Source organism: Streptomyces sp. NRRL S-244 (genome assembly GCF_000717915.1).
In the GTDB taxonomy this organism is placed as follows: domain Bacteria; phylum Actinomycetota; class Actinomycetes; order Streptomycetales; family Streptomycetaceae; genus Streptomyces.
The window spans coordinates 189687-208595 of the sequence record NZ_JOCX01000015.1 but is presented as its reverse complement, the minus strand read 5'-3'; the positions used below and the strand labels follow the sequence as shown (position 1 = coordinate 208595).

Below are 18909 nucleotides of genomic sequence, written 5' to 3'. Positions count from 1 at the left end.
CGGATCAGGCCGGACCAGGGGGAGGAGGGGAGGCGAAGGCCCCCGCCCGCGCCGCCGCGGCCGCGGCGCGGGCGGAGCGGCGGGGGAGCGCGGGGTCCGGTGCGGCCCGGAGCAGCAGGAGCTCGTGGTAGATCGGGGCCGTCGCGGCGACGAGCACGGCGCGCGGGTCGGTGGCCGCGGGAGCTTCCCCCCGGGCCACCGCCCGAGTGACGACAGGCGCCGAGCGTGCGTGGCGGTCGTCCCAGAAGCGGCTCAGGGCCCGGGCGGCCTCCTCGAACCGGAAGGACGCCGTGATCAGGACCGTCGTCAGGGTCGGGCCGTCGGCGAGGGCGTCGAACACCTCCTGGTTCAGGGCCGCGAGATCCTCCTCCAGCGAGCCCGTGTCCGGCGGGCTCCAGGAGTCGTCCGCCGCGGAGTCGAGCAGATCGGCGAGCAGCCCGCCCACGTCCCGCCACCTGCGGTAGACGGTCGTGCGGTGGACGCCCGCGCGGCCCGCGACCGCGTCCACGGTGAGGCTGTCGCAGCCGTCCTCGACCAGCAGCTCCCCGACCGCCGCGAGGACTTGGCCGCGGACGCGGGCGGTGCGGCCGCCGGTGCGCTTGCGGACGGCCGGTTCAGGAAGATCGCTTGCGGAGGAAGGAGAGTCCATGTCAGGATCTTAACGCAACCGACGTCGCTTTTAAGGAGTGGTTCCGATGGTCCACAGCACTGCGCACACCACGCATGCACCCGCGCCCGCCACCCACCGCGACGGATCGGCAGACCCCCATGACCCCACAGCTCAGCGCCCTTGACGTCACCAAGTCCTACGACGGCCGCCTCGTCCTGGACGCGGTCAGCTGCTCCGTTCCCGCCGGAGGCCGCCTCGGCATCGTCGGGGAGAACGGCTCCGGCAAGTCCACCCTGCTCCGCCTCTTCGCCGGGCTGGAGGCACCCGACCGCGGCGAGGTCTTCGCTCAGGCCGACGGCGGGATCGGCCACCTCGCGCAAGAGGAGCGGCTCCCCGCCCACCACACCGTGCAGCGGATCCTCGACCGCGCCCTGAGTGAACTGCGGGCCATGGAGCGGCGGATGCGCCTGCTCGAAGCTGCCATGGCCGAGGGGATCGAGCACCTGCCGGGGCAGGACGCGGGCCGGCTCCCCGTCCTCACGGAGTACGCCGACCTGCTGGCCGCGTACGAACTGCGCGGCGGCTACGACGCCGACGCCCGCGTCGAGCGGACCCTGAACGGCCTCGGGCTGGTGAAACTCCCCCGGGACCGCACGGTCGGCGGCCTCTCGGGCGGGGAACGGGTCCGCCTGCGCCTCGCCGCCCTCCTCGTGGCCGCTCCCGAGGTGCTCCTCCTCGACGAACCCACCAACCACCTCGACGACAACGCCCTGAACTGGCTCGAAGACCACCTGCGGGGCCGCGCCGGAACGACGGTCGCCGTCTCGCACGACCGCGTGTTCCTCGACCGGGTGAGCACCGTGCTGTGGGAGGTGGACGGAGACCGCCACGTCGTCACCCGGTACGGCAACGGCTACACCGGCTACCTGGCCGGCAGGACCGCCGAGCGGCAGCGCCGGGCCGACGCCCACGCGGCCTGGCGCGCGGAGGTGGCCCGACTGCGCGAGACCGCCTCGGTGACGGCCCGCCGGGTGGCGCCCGGCCGGGCGATGAAGGACGGCAACAAGATGGCGTACGACCGTGCGGCGGGCCGGGTGCAATCCTCGCTGGCCTCCCGGGTCCGCAACGCCCGGGAGCGCCTGGACCGGCTCCTCGCGCACCCGGTTCCCGCGCCGCCGGAGCCGTTGCGCTTCTCACCCTCGCTGCGGGGCGGCGGTGCGCGCGGCCTGCTGCTGGAGGCGACCGGCGTCGAGGTGGCGGGACGACTGGCACCCGTGGGGCTGAGCCTCTCGGCAGGTGACCGCGTCCTGGTCACGGGCGCGAACGGCGCGGGCAAGACCACCCTGTTGGACATCCTGGCCGGCACGGTGGTCCCGGACCGGGGGCACGTCGTACGTCCCGGCGGGGCACGGACGGCGTACCTGCCGCAGCTGCCCGAGCCCGGTCCGGACGGCCACAGCGCGCTCGCCGCGTTCGGGCGGGGGCGGGCGGGGAGCGCCGAGGAGCACGCCGAACGGCTGCTGGCCTTGGGCCTGTTCGACCGGTCCCGTCTGGACGTGCGGATCGCGGACCTCTCCGCGGGGCAGCGGCAGCGGCTCGCGCTGGCCCGCATGGTCTCGGAACCGGCCGATGTGCTCCTGCTGGACGAGCCGACCAACCACCTTTCCCCCGCGCTGGTCGAGGAGTTGGAGACCGCCCTCGCCGGCTTCCCCGGAGCGGTCGTCCTCGTCAGCCACGACCGGATGCTGCGCGCCCGGTGGCGGGGACGGAGCCTGGAGCTCCACCCGCACCCGCACCTGCACGCGCACGCACACGAGCAGGCCCAGGCGGTCCCGCCGGCCGCATGACGCCCTTGCGTCCACGTCCCACCCCCCTCTGAAAGAGGCACCCGTGTCAGTACCATCTCCGACCTCTCCCGAGTCCGCCGGGCGGCGCGCCCCCACCGCGTTCCCCGTCCCGGATCCGGCCTCGGGCCCGTACGCGCTCACCGCCGGTCCCGACGGCGCGCTGTGGTGCACCCTCGTCCATGCGGGTGCCGTCGCCCGCCTGGCCCCCGACGGGCAACTCGCCACGTACGCCCTGGACTCGCCCTCCTGCGGCCCGTCGCTCATCACCGCCGGACCGGACGGCGCCCTCTGGTTCACCCGTACCCAGGACCACCGGATCGGCCGCATCACGACCGGCGGCGAGTCCTGCTCGTACGCCCTCCCCGGCCCCGGCGGCGGCCCGTACGGCATCGCCGCGGGCCCCGACGGCGCCCTCTGGTTCACGCAGCTGCACGCCGACCGGATCGGCCGGATCACCACGGACGGCGAGGTCCGGGAGTTCCCGCTGCCCGTGGCCGGCGGGTTCCCCGGCATGATCACGGCGGGGGAGGACGGCGCGCTGTGGTTCACCCTCAACCAGGCGAACGCGGTGGGGCGGATCACCACGGACGGGAACGTCACCGTGCACCCGCTGCCCACCGCACAGGCCGCTCCCGTGGGGATCTGCGCGGGCGCCGACGGGGCGCTGTGGTTCACCGAGATCGGGGCCGGGCGGATCGGCCGGATCACGCCCCTCGGTGAGATCACCGAGTTTCCGCTGGCCGACGCGGCCTGCCGGCCCCACGCGATCACCTCCGGCCCGGACGGCCGCCTCTGGTTCACCGAGTGGGGCTCGGGCCGGATCGGCTGCATCACCCTGGCGGGCCGGGTCGACTCGTACCCGCTTGACCCGCCCGGGAGCGAGCCCCACGGCCTGGCCTTCGGCCCGGACGGCGCCCTGTACGTGGCACTGGAGCACGGCGCGATCGCGCGGCCGTGCGTGCCGGGCGGATCTTAGACGAGGGATGGGAGGTTTTCCGTCAAATCTCCCGTTCTCCCCACGCTTCCACGCACGCTCAGTAGCGTCAGCCTCACAAGTGGTCCGGTGTGCGGCGCGAGCCGGCACCGGCCGTGAACGCGGAGATGAGGGAGCGGGCACCGATGGCGAATGTGGAAGTCTCGTTGAAGGAGACGATGACCTCGATCGAGGGCAGCCTGGGGGTCGCCCTGGTCGACTACACCAGCGGAATGGCACTGGGAACGCTCGGTGGCGGCAAGGATCTCGACTTGGCGGTCGCCGCGGCGGGAAACACCGATGTGATCCGGGCCAAGGTCCGCACCATGGAAATGCTCGGCCTGGACGACGAGATCGAAGACCTGCTCATCACCCTCGGGAATCAGTACCATCTGATCCGGCTGCTGCGGGGCCGGGGAACCAACGGGCTGTTCCTGTACGTCGTGCTGAACAAGGCGAACTCCAATCTGGCCATGGCCCGGCACCAGCTCAAGCGCATCGAATCCGCATTGGAGGTCTAGGCGCCGCTTCCTCGAGCCCACGCATGCCCACGAATTGAAGAAGTCTTCAATCCGGCACATCCGAAATTGGTCAAGCAGGGGCGCGCGTGGGCCCACCGGGCGGAATGATGGGTGCAGGGGGGGGCGGGCAACTCACCCGCCCCGGACCGCACATACGGGTCGAAGGCAACGGCGGGAGCGTTCGTGGGCAAGCAGGTACCCCTGTACCAGGCGAAAGCCGAATTCTTCCGCATGCTCGGACACCCCGTCAGGATCCGTGTTCTGGAACTCCTGCAGAACGGTCCGAGGCCCGTACGCGAACTCCTGGCCGAGATCGACATCGAGCCGTCCAACCTGTCCCAGCAACTGGCGGTCCTGCGCCGCTCCGGCATCGTCGTCTCCACGCGCGAGGGCGCGACCGTCAACTACGCCCTCGCCGGGGGCGACGTCGCCGAGCTCCTGCGCGCTGCCCGCCGCATCCTGACCGAGCTGCTGGCAGGCCAGAGCGAACTCCTCGCCGAACTGCGCCAAGTGGAACCCCGCGCCGGTGCCGGCACCGGCCATGCGGGAACCGGCGCCGGAACGGGCGCCGGAACGGGCGCGGCGCCCGGACGCTGAGCCGCCCGAACGCCGCGGGGCCGTGCCGGTCGGCGGACGGCGGTCGGGCGGTCGGCGCATGGCGGACGGCGCATGGCGGACGCGAACCGGGCGCGGCCCCGGGATACCGGCCGATCGGCCGGGCGATGGCTAGCCTGGGCTGCATGAACCCCTCAGCCGAGCCCGACCCCGCCTCCGCATCGGCCCCCGGCCGGTACACCGTCGTCCTGCGCCCGGGGCTCGCCGAGCCCGGTGATTCCGCCCGGCGCGGTGTGCTGCGCACCGCCGTGGTCGAGGCCACCGGTGACTTCGGGGCCTCCGGCTACCCGCGCTACGCGGGCGAAGGCGTACAGGCCGACATCGACCCCCTGACGCGTACCGTCGAAGCGGTGACGCTCGACGGCGCGGAGCTTCCGTACGGCTGGGTGGCCCAGCTGGCAGAAGGCTAAGACGGCCCGCGACCAGGGCGTTGTCAGTGCTCGCACCTATGTTCAGCAGTGTCCGCCGAATGGCGCGGAACTCGCCTTGCTGCATAGGAGATGGGTGCGTTGTCAGATTGGGAGAGGTCGAGCACGGCCCGGGTGGTACCACCCGCGCGGCCGCGCAAACTCGCCAAGGTCCCGTTCGCCGAACTCGCCGACGGACGCCTGCAGGGCGTGGTGTCCAGTGGATCGGACATAGAGCGGGTCTACGTCTCGTCGGTCGCGGCCGGTACCTACGCGTTCGCGTGCAGCACCAACAACAACCGGCCCTGCGGCGGCGCGCGGGGCTCGTTCTGCAACCACATCCGGGCCCTGATCAACGAGGCGGTGCTCCAGTACGGCGCCCCGCGCGTGGCCCGCTACCTGCGCGCCCCGGCCGCCGACGGTGAGCCGACCGCGGCGGGCATCACCGCCGACATGGTCGGCGCCCGGCCTCCGCAGGGGGACACCGCGGCCGCCGCGCCCGTGTTCAGCCGGTTCCTGCGCCATCTGGCGTACCTGGAACTCGCTCCGACCACCGCACCGTTGCCCGAGATGCAGTGGTTCCCGCCGACCAGGGAGGTGGCGACGGGTGCGGGGGACCGCGCCGACCCGCTCGTCGAGACCGTCGCCGGGCTCGACGAAGCCCTGGCCGCCGTCGACGCCTTCGACGAGGTCCTCGTCACCGGCCTCCTGCGCCCCCGGCCGGCCCAGGCCGCCGGTCTGTCCGAGCTCGCCGACGCCGTCGCGGGGAGCCCGCTGGCCGCCGTGGCCGCCGAAGCCGCCGAGAAGACGGCGGCCGGAGCCGCGGGCGAAGACCACTTCGCGGCCCTCGCCGCCGCCCGTACCGCACTGCTCGGCTCCGTCCACGACGCGCTGACGACCCGCGTCGAGGAGGTGACCGGCCGGCCCCGCGGCAAGGGGAGCGTCCCGGCCCCCGGCGGGCCGCAGGCGCCGAACCTGCTCGCCGCAGCCCGCTCCTGGCTCTGCGACCTCGCCCGATGCGGCTGGCAGGGCATCGACCACGACCTGGTCTCCGCGTCGGCGCCGGTCGTCTCCGCCATGCTTCCCGACCCGGCGCTGCGCCGCCTGGCGACGCTCCTCGACGGGTTCGCCGCCGAACTGGCCGCCTGCTGCCCGGGTGCCACCCTGGACCGTGTCCCCGTACGCCGCTGGGCCGACCTGTGGTCGCGTGCGCTGCTGCTGACGCTGCCCGGCGCCGCCGACGTACCCGTGACCGGGACGGTCACCGGCCGGCTCCTGCCGCTCGGCGTCGACCTGCACGAGCACGCGACCGCCGTACAGGCCCAGGTCCACGCGGTGTTCGAGCCCGCGGACGGGGCCGCGCCCCGGCTGGTGCGGGCCTGCGTCTCGGCGCCGAAGCCCGACACGGTCGTCGGGGCCGGCCTGTGGCAGTTGCTCCGCCCGCACATGTCGCTCCTGGCAGCGGTCGGCGAAGGCCGCTCGATGGACCTCGCCGACATGCCGGTCACCGCCGAGGGCGACCTGATCTGGAGCGACGCGTACGCCCGCCCCGGCGAGGCCGTCGACGCCTTCGCGACCGCCCGCGTGGCCCTGTCCGCCGCGAGTGCTCCGGCGACCGCGCCCCTGGACCGGCACCCGGCGCGGATCGCCGTACCCGTCTTCCTGGAGGGCTATGCCACCCGTTCGGATGATGAGGGTGCGCTCACATTGACCCTCGCGGGGGCCGATTTCGCCGTGGACGCGGACCGGATCCCGACCGCCGGACCCCTCACCCCGGAAGCCGTCGCCACGTCGAACGCGTGCATCGGCCTGCTCCGCTGGGACGCCGGGACCTTCACCGTCCAGCCGCTCGCCGTCGAGACCACCGTACGGAAGAAGGCGGTCGCGGTGCACGCCGGGGCGTGGGCCGGGGGCACGGCCGACAAGGCCGGGGTGAAGGCCGAGAAGGCCGCGACCGACGCCGCGGCGGTGCTGCGCGAACGAGCCGGAAGGCTGCTGCGGAAATGACCGGACAGGAACAGGGGGCCGAGGTGCTCCCCGCCCCCGATGACAACCGCCGGCAGGTGCTGTACTGGCGGCTCCTCGCCCGGCTCTTCGATCCGGAGGAGCAGGCGACGCTGGAGTCCGCGAGCCTGGCCGTGGTCGAGGACCTCGGCCTGCCGACCGCGCTGCTGGACCCGCAGGCGTCCGTCGATTCGGTCGTGCAGCGCCACCCGGAGCTGGCCGCCGAGTTCGACGGCCTGATGGTTCCGCCCGAGCCGGATCCCGAGCCGGGCCCAGAGCCCGCGTCGGCCGCTGTCGATGACGGTGACGATGACGGTGACGGCGGACGCGACCGGGCCGCCGAGGTACGGCGCGCGGCACTCGTCTCCAAGGTGCTGCTCAACGTCTTCTCCTCCGGCTCCGGCACGGTCACGGCCGGGCAGCTCTCCCGCTGGCAGTCCGACGCGGGCTGGCTGGAGCGTTCGCTCGGCCGCAAGCCCGGCGAGCTGCGAGGCGCCCGGGCCGGGGGAATCGGCCCGGAACTCGGTGCCATCGAGGCCGACCTCGTCAAGCGGATGCACTTGCGCGAGGTACTGGCCGACCCCCAGCTCGCCGCTCGGCTGACCCCCAGCATGTCGCTGATCGAGCAGCTGCTGCGCGACAAGAACAACCTGTCCGGCGTGGCCCTGGCCAACGCGAAGGCCTTGATCCGCCGCTTCGTCGACGAGGTCGCCGAGGTGCTGCGCACCCAGGTGGAGAAGACCACGGTCGGCGCCCTGGACCGCTCGGTCCCGCCCAAACGGGTGTTCCGCAACCTCGACCTCGACCGGACGATCTGGAAGAACCTCACCAACTGGAGCCCGGAGGAGGAGCGGCTCTACGTGGACCGCCTCTACTACCGGCACACCGCGCGCAAGACGACCCCGCAGCGGCTGATCGTGGTCGTCGACCAGTCGGGGTCGATGGTCGACTCGATGGTCAACTGCACCATCCTGGCCTCGATCTTCGCCGGACTGCCGAAGGTGGACGTCCACCTCATCGCGTACGACACGCAGGCGCTCGACCTCACCCCGTGGGTGCACGACCCGTTCGAAACCCTGCTGCGCACCAACCTCGGAGGCGGCACCGACGGCACCGTCGCGATGGCGCTGGCCCAGCCGAAGATCGCCGAGCCGCGCAACACCGTCGTGGTGTGGATCTCGGACTTCTACGAATGGCAGACCGAGCCGCTGTTCGAGAGCATGGCCGCCATCCACCGTTCGGGCGCCAAGTTCATCCCGGTCGGCTCGGTGACCAGCTCCGGCCGCGGCAGCGTCAATCCGTGGTTCCGGGAGCGCTTCAAGGACCTCGGCACGCCGGTGCTCTCCGGCCACATCCGCAAGCTCGTCCACGAGCTCAAGACGTTCCTCACCTGATTCCTCCGATATTCCGCGTTCCGTATCCCGTATTCCGAGAAAGGCCCTGACATGTCCGACCTGTTGCGCGCCCCCGCCGAGATCAAGTACGCCGAGGAGCTGGCCTGGCTGGAGTCCGTCGACGACGGCCCCAAGCCCTTCTCCTGGCGCCTCTCCCCGAAGATGGTCCGCCTGTTCATCCTGGGGTCCGAGCGCTCCGACGGCCTCGACCGGGAGATCTCCCAGAAGTGGTACGGAGACCGCAGCTTCGTCGAGCGTTCCATCGTCACCCTGGCCTCCGACCGCGGCCTGCTGCTGATCGGAGACCCCGGCACCGGCAAGAGCTGGCTGGCCGAACTGCTGTCCGCCGCGATCTGCCGCAACTCCACGCTGGTGGTGCAGGGTACGGCCGGAACCACCGAGGACCACATCAAGTACTCCTGGAACGTGTCCATGGTGATCGCCAAGGGCCAGTCGCGGGAGTCGATGATCCCTTCGCCGATCATGACCGCGATGGAGACCGGCGCGATCGGGCGCTTCGAGGAGCTCACCCGCTCCACCAGTGACGTCCAGGACGCCCTGATCTCGATCCTGTCGGAGAAGTACATCTCGGTCCCCGAGCTGGACAGCGAGAACATCGTCTTCGCCAAGCCCGGCTTCTCCGTCATCGCGACGGCCAACAGCCGCGACCGCGGCGTCAACGACCTGTCCTCCGCGCTCAAGCGCCGCTTCAACTTCGTCCGCATCCCCGTGGTGACGAACAAGAAGAGCGAGGAGGAGATCGTCCGCTTCCGCACCGAGGAACTCCTGCGCCGCCACCAGATCGAGCTGGACGTGCCGCCGACCCTGCTCGACGTACTGCTCCAGAGCTTCACCGATCTGCGCGCCTCGGCCGCCGCGGCCGGCAGCGACGACGAGAAGCTGGAGTCGGCGCTGTCGACCGCCGAGCAGATCGGTGTGCTCGAGGACGCGATCCTGCACGGCAACTTCTTCGGCGAGCGCACCCTGACCGCCCGCACGCTGGCCTCCTCGCTCGTCGGCTCGCTGGCGCGGCGCGAGCCGGAGGACCTGGCCATCCTCAACAAGTACCTGCACGGAGTCGTCGAGCCGCGCAGCAAGGAAGAGGGCGGCTCCTGGCCGGAGTTCCTGGAGGGCGGCCGCGACGCGATCGCCACCCTGTCATGAGCCCCGCACAGGAGACCTCAGTGCAGGAGAGCGCGGTACAGGAGAGCCCCGTGCAGCACGGCACGACCTTCGACGCGCTGCGCACGCAGCTCCAGGAAGCCGCCACGGCCTTCGCCGACGGACCCGACGCGCTGGAGGGGATCCTCCTCGGCATCGTCGACGACGTCGACCGCGCCGTACGCGAACCGCTGGAGGTCTTCCCCGTCTGCCACCACTCGCCGGCCTCGGCCGTCGCGATGGCACGGCGGCTGCGGGAGAAGCAGCCGAAGGTGGTCTACCTGGAGCTCTGCGAGGACATGGCGCCGCTCCTGACCGAGCTGCGCAACTGCCGGCTCCCGGTGGCGGTGCAGGCGTTCGCGAGCGAGGTCGACGGTTTCCCGGCCGAATGGGCGCCGCTGTCGGTGGTCGCACCGATCACGGAGGCCTCGGCCGAGTACCAGGCGATCGCCTACGCGCTGGACACGCCGGGCGTCGAGCTGATCCTCGTCGACCGCTCCTCGGACCACGTCTTCCAGTGGCAGGCGGACGACGGGGCGCAGCCGGCCGGGGAGCCGGCCGACCCGGACGCGCCCGCCGCGCCCGAGGAGGAGGCCGCGCTGCACGGCGACGCGGTCGGCGTGGAGATCGGCGACCTGCGCCCGCGCTTCGCCGAACTGGAGGAGCACCTGTTGCACCACGGACGGGTGCGGCACTGGTCGGAGTGGTGGCACCAGTACGTCGAACTGCCCCTCGGCGACAGCGACCACGACACGTACCGGCAGGTCATGCTGCTGATCGGCAGTCTGTTCCGGCGGCTGGCGCCGGGGGATCCGGCCCGGGTGCGCGTGGACGAGGACCGCGAGCGCCACATGTGGACCAGGATGCGCGAGCACCTCGCCGCGTCCGGCACCGATCCCGCCGACTGCCTGTACGTCTGCGGGGCGTTCCACGCGGCCAGCCGCGTCGCCGAGTTCGGTGTCCACGGCGCCGACACCTTCGAGATCAGCCCGCCGAGCGCGAGTACGTGGCAGTACGGCCTCATCCCGTCCAGCCACGCGGCGATCGAGGCGCAGTTCGGCCTCGCGGCGGGCTCCGTGTCGATCACGGCCACGCAGTGGGCGAAGAACCTCAAGCGGACGCGGATACGGCCGTTCCGGCTCGCGGGGCAGGCGGGCACGAAGAAGGCGGCGAAGCCGCGCAAGGCGGCGGCTCCCGCCCTGGCGGCGCAGGAGCCGGCTCCCGATACGGCCACCGACATGCTGTCCGGGTTCCTGCGGCGTCCGCCCGTACTCGACCGCCTGGACGAGGCCGAACTGCTCGGCTGGTCGGTGGAGATCGTGCGCGCCGCTCGCCGGAACGGCTACCTCGCCTCCACCGCCGACGCCATCGCCGTCTTCGAGACGTCGATCCTGCTGGCCGGCATGCGCGACCGGGCCAAGCCCACACCGTACGACTTCCAGGACGCGGCGATCACCTGCATCGAGAAGGACACGGTGCCGGGCCGGCGCGATGTGCGCCGCCTCGTCGAGATCATGATGGGCGGCGACCGGATCGGCCAGGTCGGCTACGACGCGCTGCCGCCGCTGGCGCGCGACGTGCACGACCGGCTCGCCCCGCTGGGTCTGCGGCTCCAGCAGCGCGGTGTGCAGCGGGCCTTGCTGGACATGGCCTCCCGCCCCGAGCTGGAGAAGTGCTCCGACGTCCTGTGGATGCTGCGCCACCTGATGCCGCAGGGCACGGCGCGGCCGATCATGGGCGAGCGGCGGCTGGGCGAGCGGCCGATCCAGGAGTCGTGGGACCTCGCGCTGGGCACGCACCAGCGGGCGCTGATCGAGCTCGGTTACGAGGGAGTCAGCATCGAGCAGGTCCTGGAGCAGCGCCTGCGGCGCACCGCGTACGGGCCGCAGGCGACGACGGCGACGGTGCTCCAGGCCGTGGAGGACGCGACGCTGTACTTGCCCAGCCGCCGCCTCGCCGACGAACTGGGCACGCGCGCCCTGGAGATCCTGGCCACCGAGCGCAGCGTCGACGGCGCGCCGGAAGTGCTGCGGCGGGTGCGGAGGCTGCTGGGCTACTACCGGACCAGCGAACCGGTGCTGCCCGCGTGGATCGAGTCGTTCGTCAAGACGGGCTACGCGCACTACTGCACTCTGCTGCCGACGGCGTGCACCGACGAGGACGCGACCGTCCGGCAGGTCGCCGCGATGCTGGGCTTCCTGTTCAGCATGGAGGGCCTGGCCCTGTCGCTCGGCTGCGACCGGACCCAGCTGGAGCTGGCCTTCGCACAGTCGCATCCGCAGGAGCCGGCCAAGGTGGCGCTGCTGTGGGCGGCCCGGGTGCACCTCGGGCAGCTCTCCCGTACGGAGCTGCGGGCGCGCTGCGACGAACTGCTGGACAACCCCCTGGTCGTGCCCGCCTATCCGCGCTACCTCAGCGGATTCCTGCACGCGCTGGAGCCGGTGCCGCAGCTGGCCGACTTCGTCGTGGAGACGGTGTCGAACGCGTTCGCGCGGCTCCCGGATCCAGTGCTGCTGCCCTGGCTGCCGACCCTGATCACGACGCTGCGGTCCGGCGGCGCCGAGCTGGCTCCGCTGCTGATCCGCGAGGCCGGGCGGATCTTCCCCGGCCGGCTGGCCGCGCTGGACACGTGGGTGCCGCCGTGGCTGGACCAGCCGGCAGCGGCGGCCGCGGCCCCCGCCCGAGGCCGAGCCGCCGCGCTGCTGACGGACCATCCGGAGACCTGCGACGCGGTCGCCGCCCTGCTGGGCTGCGAGGGCACGTGGACCGCGCCGGACCAGGGCCGGGCGGGCGCGGCCTTGATCACCCGCCATCCGGACACCGCCCGGGCCCTGGAGGTGCTGCTGGCCGCCCGTCAGCGGTAGTCGTCGGGGTGGCCCTGCATCCAGGTGTTGATCTTGTCGCGGGTGCCGATCAGCGTGGTCTGGTGCTTCTTCAGGTTCTCGAAGGACCGGTCCCCGGCGAGCTCCGCGTCGAGCTTCTTGATCAGAGCGATCGGCTCGGGGAAGTGGCCGGGGCCCTTCGCGTCGGCCTTCATCGCCGCGTCCATGCGGTGCAGTTCGTCGTAGACCCGGCCGAGGAAGTAGGCACAGTTGCCCGGGGTGCACGATTCGCCCAGGGTGGCCTGGAGTCCCGCGAAGGCGTCCCGGACCAGGCTCACCGGCTCGGAGCGCTGCGGCGAAGGCGTATGGGACGCCGCCGGGGGCGATGCGGGCGCGGAGGCGTCGGGCGCCGCGGAGCCCGCTGCGCTCGGGGTGGCCGCAGCGCTCGGATCGGCCGCGGGCGCGGACGAGGCGGCGGGCGGCGCGCTCTCCTTCGGGCTCGTGCTGCAGGAGACGCTGAGCGCCGCCAGGGCTGCGGCGAGGACCGCGGTACCCCGCAGCGTCGACATCGATATGGATGTGGGCATGGTCATGGTCATGGTTTCCCCCGTGATCGTTGAGTCGGCCGACTCTACTGGGTGGCGGGCGGTGACCGCGGGGACGCCGCGGTGATCCGCCGGCCCGGCAGGCGCGCGGCGCACGTGCGGCCGGCGGGCGGTGCTGGTGGAATGGCTTCTTCGGCTGCCGGGGCCGGGGGAGGTGTCTTGTCGGAGCATGACGGGAGGTCCGCCGGGCCACCGGGGGAGTACGAGGCGCTGCGCGCGCGGCTGCGCACGATGGAGGCCGCGGCCGAGCAGATCGGGACGACGCTCGACGAGAACGCCACGTGCGAGGAGCTGGCCGGCTTCCTGTTCCGCAACCTGTGCGACGCCGTGGCGGTGGACCTGCGGACCGAGGACGGCGGGCTGAGACGGGTCGCGGTGGCCGGGGCCGTCGGGCTGCTGACCGTGCAGACCGACGAGTCGGCCTCCGTACGCGCCATGGACGGCGGACACCCCCTCTCCGAGTGGGTGGTGGTCTCCGGCGGCACCCGGGTGCACCTCGTGTCGGTTCCGCTGCTGGCCCGGAACCGGGTCCACGGCGCGGTGTTGGCCGTACGGGCCCACGGCGGCTTCAGCGACCACGAGGCGGCGACGGCCCACTTCACGGCCCGGCTGGCGGCGGTGCACCTGGGGCACGCCCGGGAGCTGGCCGCCACCGAGGACACGGCACTGCACCTCCAGCGGGCGCTGGTCTCGGAGCCGGGCCGGCCGCACCCCAATCTGGAGATGGCCAGCCGCTATCTGCCGGCCGGCTCCCGGGCCCTGGTGGGCGGGGACTGGTTCGAGACGGTCCGGCTGCACTTCGGCCGCACGCTGCTGGTGGTCGGGGACGTGATGGGCCACGGGCTCGATGCCGCCGTCGACATGAACGCCTACCGTTCCACGCTGCGCGACGTGGCCTCCACGGATCTCGCCCCGCACCGCGTGCTGCGCCAGCTGGACGCGCTGGTGGCCGAGGACCCGGCCCGGCGGCCGGCCACCTGCCTGCTCGTACGGGTCGACCCCGCGCGCGGGGTGGCGGACTTCGCCAGCGCCGGCCATCTGCCGCCGGCGATCTTCGGGGCGGACAGCACGGCGGTCCTGGTCGACGTGCCGGTGGGTCCGCCGCTGGGCACCGGGGTGGGCGGCTACGAGGGTGTGACCCGGCGGATCACCACTGAGGAGACCCTGCTGATGTTCACCGACGGGCTGGTGGAGCGGCGCGGCGAGGACATCGACGTCTCGCTGGCCCGGCTGGCCGGGCTGCGGCTGCCGGTCGGTGAAACGGTGGAGGAGATGGTGGACGCGGTGGTGGCGGCCCTGGACGCCCGCCACGCCGAGGACGACGTCGCCGTACTCGCCGCCCGCATCCGCCCCCGCAGGCCGTAGGGCGCGGAGCCGAGCGCGATGACCTCCCGGATCGGCTCCCTGATCGGCTCCCCGGTCGGGCCCCCCCGCAGCCGTCCCGCTGGGGAGTCGTCAGTGGGGCGTCAAGGATGGGCGGCCGGGCGGAAGGAGGGCGTCAAGACGGGCTGGTGGCGGGGGGTTCGGCGCGCAGAATGATCTCGCGACGGCAGCGTGAGACGGGTTCGCGGGCGACCGGGCGGCAGCTGAGCGGCCAGTGACCTGACACTGGCCGGGACGATGCCCACCGGACCGGACCGTGGGGGCCGGAAGCGACGGAACGCGCTCCCGTTCGTCGCCGTCGCACGACACAAGGGCCGCTCGGCCCGCGGCCCCAGGGGGGTGCCGCGGGCCGGGCGGCCTACGTGGTCTGCCGGCGGGCCATCGCGTCCCCGTACACGAAGTGCGTGCTGATGGCGTTGACGAGCCAGGGGTGCCGAGCGGCCGGCGCGTGCGCGTCGTACGCCGGCCACACCGCCTCCCGGTCGCCCTTACGTGACCACCGACGCCGGCAGCTCCGCCGCGGCAGCGGGAGCGTCCCCGGCCGTCGGCAGGGTGAGGACCATGGTGAGCCCGCCGCCCGGGGTGTCCTCGGCGCTCAGCGTGCCGCCGATCGCCTCCGTGAAACCGCGGGCGACCGCGAGCCCGAGGCCGACCCCGGCGCCGCGCGGGGCGTCCCCGTGCCGCTGGAAGGGTTCGAAGATCCGGTCCTTGGCCTCGTCGGGAACTCCCGGTCCGCGGTCCACGACCCGCAGCTCGACCCGGTCGAGCAGCGAACTGGCGGACACGTGGACGGGCCGGCCGTCCGGGCTGTACTTGACCGCGTTCTCGACGACGTTGGCCACGACCCGTTCGAGCAGCCCGCGGTCGACGGCGACCATGGGCAGGGTCTCCGGGATGTCCAGCTCGACACTGCCGTCGGGTACGCCGCCCAGAGCCATCGGGACGACCTCGTCGAGGTCGGTCTCCCGGATCAGCGGAACGACGGAGCCCGTGTTCAGGCGGGACATGTCCAGGAGATTGCCGATCAGCGCGGCGAGCCGGTCGGCGCCCTCCTCGATGCCCTCCAGCAGCTCGCCCTTGTCCTCCTCGGACCATTCGACGTCGTCGGAACGGAGCGAGGTGACGGACGCCTTGATCCCGGCGAGCGGGGTGCGCAGATCGTGGCTGACGGCCGCCAGCAGGGCCGTACGGATCCGGTTTCCCTCGGCGAGTTCACGGGCCTTGCCCGCTTCGTCGACCAGGCGCTGGCGGTCGAGCACGACGGCCGCCTGCGCGGCGAAGGCACCGAGGACGCGGCGGTCCTCGGCCGGCAGGACCCGCCCGGCCAGGGCCAGGGCCATGTTCTCCCCGATCGGCATGTCCACGTCGGCGTCCTCGGGACGGCGGACCGGATCGGTGCCGACGGTGGCGGCCGTGGTCCACGGCTCGACCTCGTCGGCGCGTTCCAGCAGGGCCACGGACCGCATGGAGAACGTCTCGCGCAGCCGCTCCAGCAGGGCCTCGAGCGAGTCCTCGCCGCGCAGGATGCTGCCGGCGAGGAAGGACAGGATCTCGGACTCGGCGCGCAGCCGGGCCGCCTGGTGGGTGCGGCGCGCGGCCAGGTCGACGACGGAGGCCACCGACACGGCCACGCCGACGAAGATCGAGATGGCGACGATGTTGCGCGGGTCGGAGATCGTGAGCCGGTACAGCGGCGGCGTGAAGAAGTAGTTCAGCAGCAGGGAGCCGAACGCGGCCGACGCGAGGGCCGGGAGCAGCCCGCCGAGCAGCGCGGCGGCCACGGTGAACGTCAGGAACAGCAGCATGTCGTTCGCGAGCCCGAGCTCGGGCACGACCGCGTGCAGCAGCAGCGTCAGCAGCGCCGGGCCGACGAGGCCGGTCAGCCAGCCCCAGATGAGGCGCGAGCGGCCCAGCCGGGCGCCGCGCGCGACCGGCAGGCTGCGCCGCCCCCGGGCCGCGGCGTCGTGCGTGACCAGGTGCACGTCGAGGTCGGGGCCCGACTCCACGGCCACCGTGGCGCTGACCCCGGGCCCGAACACGTACTGCCAGGGCCGCCGGCGGCTGACGCCCAGCACGATCTGCGTGGCGTTGACGCCCCGCGCGAACTCCAGCAGGGCGTGCGCGACATCGTCGCCTATGACGTGGTGGAAGGTCCCGCCCAGGTCCTCCACCAGCGTACGCTGGGCGGCCAGTTCCTTGGGGGAGGCCGAGGAGAGGCCGTCGCTGGCCGCGATGTAGACGGCGAGGACCTCGCCTCCGGCGCCCTTCTCGGCGAGCCGGGCGGCGCGCCGGATCAGGGTGCGCCCCTCCGGCCCGCCGGTGAGGCCCACGACGATGCGTTCGCGGGCCTGCCAGGTGGAGCGGATGTTGTGCTCGCCCCGGTACTCCTGGAGGTACTCGTCGACCCGGTCGGCGACCCACAGCAGCGCCAGCTCGCGCAGCGCGGTGAGGTTTCCGGGCCGGAAGTAGTTCGACAGGGCGGCGTCGACACGGTCGGGCTTGTAGATGTTCCCGTGCGCCATCCGTCGGCGCAGGGCCTGCGGGGACATGTCGACGAGCTCGATCTGGTCCGCGCGCCGGACGACCTCATCGGGAACGGTCTCGCGCTGGCGGACGCCGGTGATCGTCTCCACCACGTCGCCGAGCGACTCCAGGTGCTGGATGTTGACCGTGGTGACGACGTCGATGCCCGCTTGCAGCAGCTCCTCGACGTCCTGCCAGCGTTTCGCGTTGCGCGAGCCGGGGACGTTGGTGTGCGCGAGCTCGTCCACGAGCGCGACCGCGGGCCTGCGCGCCAGCAGGGCGTCCACGTCCATCTCCGTGAACGTGCTGTCGCGGTACGCGATCTCGCGTCGCGGAGTCATGTCCAGGCCGTGCAGCATCACCTCCGTACGCGGCCGGCCGTGGTGCTCGACGAAGCCGACGACGCAGTCGGTGCCGCGCTCGATCCTGCGGTGTGCCTCGGACAGCATGGCGTACGTCTTGCCGACGCCCGGCGCCGAGCCGAGGTAGATCCGGAGCTTTCCGCGTCTCATCTGGTGCCGACTTCTCGTTCCACTCGATGTGCTGTGCTGTGCTGTGCTGTGCTGTGTCTGTCAGGTCCGTCAGGGTTCGAAGCGGTAGCCCATGCCCGGCTCGGTGATCAGGTACCGGGGGTGGGACGGGTCCGCTTCCAGTTTGCGCCGCAACTGGGCCATGTACACGCGCAGGTAGTTGGTGTGCTCGGCGTACGTCGGTCCCCACACCTCCAGCAACAGCCTGCGCTGGGAGACGAGATGACCGGGATGGGCGATCAGCAGTTCCAGCAGATGCCATTCGGTGGGCGTCAGACGGACCGTGCGCTCGCCGCGCACCACCTTCCGGGCCGCGAGGTCGACGCTGAACTCGTCGGTCGTGATCCCGGAAGGGGCGGCGGGGGAGGCGGGGTCCTCCTGCCGCCGGGTGGCGGCCCGCAGCCGGGCCAGCAGCTCGTCCATGCTGAACGGCTTGGTCACGTAGTCGTCCGCGCCGGCGTCCAGGGCGCGGATCTTCTCCTCGGAGGTGTGGCGCGCGGACAGTACGAGGATCGGCACCCGGCTCCAGCCGCGGACGCTCTTGATCACGTCCACGCCGTCCATGTCCGGCAGGCCGAGGTCCAGGAGGATGACGTCCGGTTTGCGGTCGGCGGCGAGGCGGATGGCCGCGCGGCCGTCACCGGCCTCCGCCACCTCGAACTTGCGCGCCTGGAGATTGATCTTCAAGGCACGTACCAGCTGCGGATCGTCCTCCACCACGAGCACCCGGGTCATGGGGTGTACAGCCTTTCTTCGTTGCGGGCGGATAAGGAACCGGTGGGGCGCGGAGCTTCCGCGCCCCACCGGATTCCCGTCCGAGTGAGCAGGACGGCCATCAGCTCTTGGTCAGTGCCTTGAGCGCGGTGTTCAGCTCCAGGACGTTGACGCGGGGCTCGCCCATGAAGCCGAGGGTGCGGCCGGTGGTGTTGTCCTCCACCAGCTTCTCGACCTGCTTGACGTCGAGGCCGTTCTGTTCCGCGACCCGGTGGACCTGGATCTTCGCGTACTCCGGGGAGATGTTCGGGTCGAGGCCGGAACCGGAGGAGGTGACGGCGTCGGCCGGCACGTCCGAGGGCCTGACCTTGTACGTTGCCGTGGAGTTGTCCGCGATCACGGCGTCCTTGGCGTCGGTCACCAGCTTGACCAGATCCGGGTTGTCGCCCGCCTTGTTGGTGGCGCCGGAGAGGATCAGGGAGTACTGCTGGTTGACGCTGTTGGAGCCGAGGCCGTTGGAGGGGCGCGGCTGGAACCACTTCAGGTCCGGCTTCGCGGCCTCTTCGGCGTCGTTCGGGTCGTTCTTCGGGAGGTTGTAGGTCTGGCCGATGAGGGACGATCCGACGACCTGCCCGCTCTTGTCCTTGATCTCGGAACCGTTTGCCTTGTCGCCGAAGGCGACCTGGGCGATGCCCGTGACGGCGAGCGGGTAGAGCACGCCGCAGATGACGGTCAGGACGAGGAGGGCGCGCAGTCCGGCGCCGAGCAGGCGGGCGGTGTTGCCTACGGAGTTGTTCATG

15 protein-coding genes and 1 pseudogene are annotated in these 18909 nt (G+C 72.4%); 11 read left to right on the top strand and 5 right to left on the bottom strand.

The window, feature by feature from the left end:
- Positions 1 to 4 precede the first annotated feature (4 nt).
- Entirely contained in the window at positions 5 to 649 is a 645-nt protein-coding gene (locus tag IF02_RS0120510) for a TetR/AcrR family transcriptional regulator (protein WP_030158986.1), read from the bottom strand.
- A gap of 119 nt (positions 650 to 768) precedes the next feature.
- Here IF02_RS0120510 and abc-f point away from each other — a divergent pair, with 119 nt between their 5' ends.
- The 10 genes and pseudogenes from abc-f (at position 769) to IF02_RS0120465 (ending at position 12396) form a co-directional block, all read left to right on the top strand.
- A complete protein-coding gene (gene abc-f / locus IF02_RS0120505) occupies positions 769 to 2457 on the top strand; it encodes a ribosomal protection-like ABC-F family protein (protein ID WP_030158985.1) in 1689 nt (562 codons plus the stop codon).
- Positions 2458 to 2500: 43 nt separating this feature from the next.
- Entirely contained in the window at positions 2501 to 3433 is a 933-nt protein-coding gene (locus tag IF02_RS0120500) for a virginiamycin B lyase (protein ID WP_037836705.1), read from the top strand.
- 143 nt (positions 3434 to 3576) lie between these two features.
- Entirely contained in the window at positions 3577 to 3951 is a 375-nt protein-coding gene (locus tag IF02_RS0120495) for a hypothetical protein (protein WP_030158982.1), read from the top strand.
- A gap of 183 nt (positions 3952 to 4134) precedes the next feature.
- Positions 4135 to 4548, top strand: a complete 414-nt coding sequence (locus IF02_RS0120490) for an ArsR/SmtB family transcription factor (protein WP_267880926.1) — start codon at positions 4135 to 4137, stop codon at positions 4546 to 4548.
- A gap of 143 nt (positions 4549 to 4691) precedes the next feature.
- Entirely contained in the window at positions 4692 to 4976 is a 285-nt protein-coding gene (locus IF02_RS32550; protein ID WP_051696390.1) for a hypothetical protein, read from the top strand.
- Between the two features lie 90 nt (positions 4977 to 5066).
- Positions 5067 to 5576, top strand: a pseudogene (locus IF02_RS36120) (hypothetical protein); the annotation flags it as partial.
- Positions 5571 to 6980, top strand: a complete 1410-nt coding sequence (locus IF02_RS0120480) for a hypothetical protein (protein ID WP_030158980.1) — start codon at positions 5571 to 5573, stop codon at positions 6978 to 6980. The pseudogene IF02_RS36120 and the gene IF02_RS0120480, both read left to right, overlap by 6 nt.
- Positions 6977 to 8371: a VWA domain-containing protein gene (locus IF02_RS0120475; protein WP_030158979.1), complete on the top strand. Its 1395-nt coding sequence runs from the start codon at positions 6977 to 6979 to the stop codon at positions 8369 to 8371. Before IF02_RS0120480 ends, IF02_RS0120475 begins: the two co-directional genes overlap by 4 nt.
- Positions 8372 to 8422: 51 nt before the next feature.
- Positions 8423 to 9535 carry an ATP-binding protein gene (locus tag IF02_RS0120470; protein WP_030158978.1) on the top strand — a complete coding sequence of 371 codons (1113 nt, stop codon included), beginning with the start codon at positions 8423 to 8425 and terminating at the stop codon, positions 9533 to 9535.
- Positions 9536 to 9585: 50 nt separating this feature from the next.
- Positions 9586 to 12396, top strand: a complete 2811-nt coding sequence (locus IF02_RS0120465; protein ID WP_030158977.1) for a DUF5682 family protein — start codon at positions 9586 to 9588, stop codon at positions 12394 to 12396.
- Here the strand turns inward: IF02_RS0120465 and IF02_RS0120460 are convergent.
- Entirely contained in the window at positions 12387 to 12947 is a 561-nt protein-coding gene (locus tag IF02_RS0120460; RefSeq protein ID WP_078622209.1) for a hypothetical protein, read from the bottom strand. The genes IF02_RS0120465 and IF02_RS0120460 overlap by 10 nt on opposite strands.
- Positions 12948 to 13118: 171 nt before the next feature.
- On the opposite strand from IF02_RS0120460, the gene IF02_RS0120450 reads away from it, so the two are divergent.
- Positions 13119 to 14324, top strand: coding sequence for a PP2C family protein-serine/threonine phosphatase (locus IF02_RS0120450; protein WP_030158975.1), 1206 nt, complete (start codon positions 13119 to 13121; stop codon positions 14322 to 14324).
- A 506-nt stretch (positions 14325 to 14830) separates the two neighbouring features.
- On the opposite strand, the gene IF02_RS0120440 is transcribed toward IF02_RS0120450, so the two are convergent.
- The 3 genes from IF02_RS0120440 to IF02_RS0120430 form a co-directional block, all read right to left on the bottom strand.
- The gene (locus IF02_RS0120440) at positions 14831 to 17377 is read right to left on the bottom strand and encodes a sensor histidine kinase (protein WP_030158974.1); all 2547 of its coding nucleotides are present in this window, start codon (positions 17375 to 17377) and stop codon (positions 14831 to 14833) included.
- A 69-nt stretch (positions 17378 to 17446) separates the two neighbouring features.
- A complete protein-coding gene (locus IF02_RS0120435) occupies positions 17447 to 18130 on the bottom strand; it encodes a response regulator (protein ID WP_030158973.1) in 684 nt (227 codons plus the stop codon).
- A 100-nt stretch (positions 18131 to 18230) separates the two neighbouring features.
- Entirely contained in the window at positions 18231 to 18908 is a 678-nt protein-coding gene (locus IF02_RS0120430) for a potassium-transporting ATPase subunit C (protein ID WP_030158972.1), read from the bottom strand.
- Position 18909 lies beyond the last annotated feature (1 nt).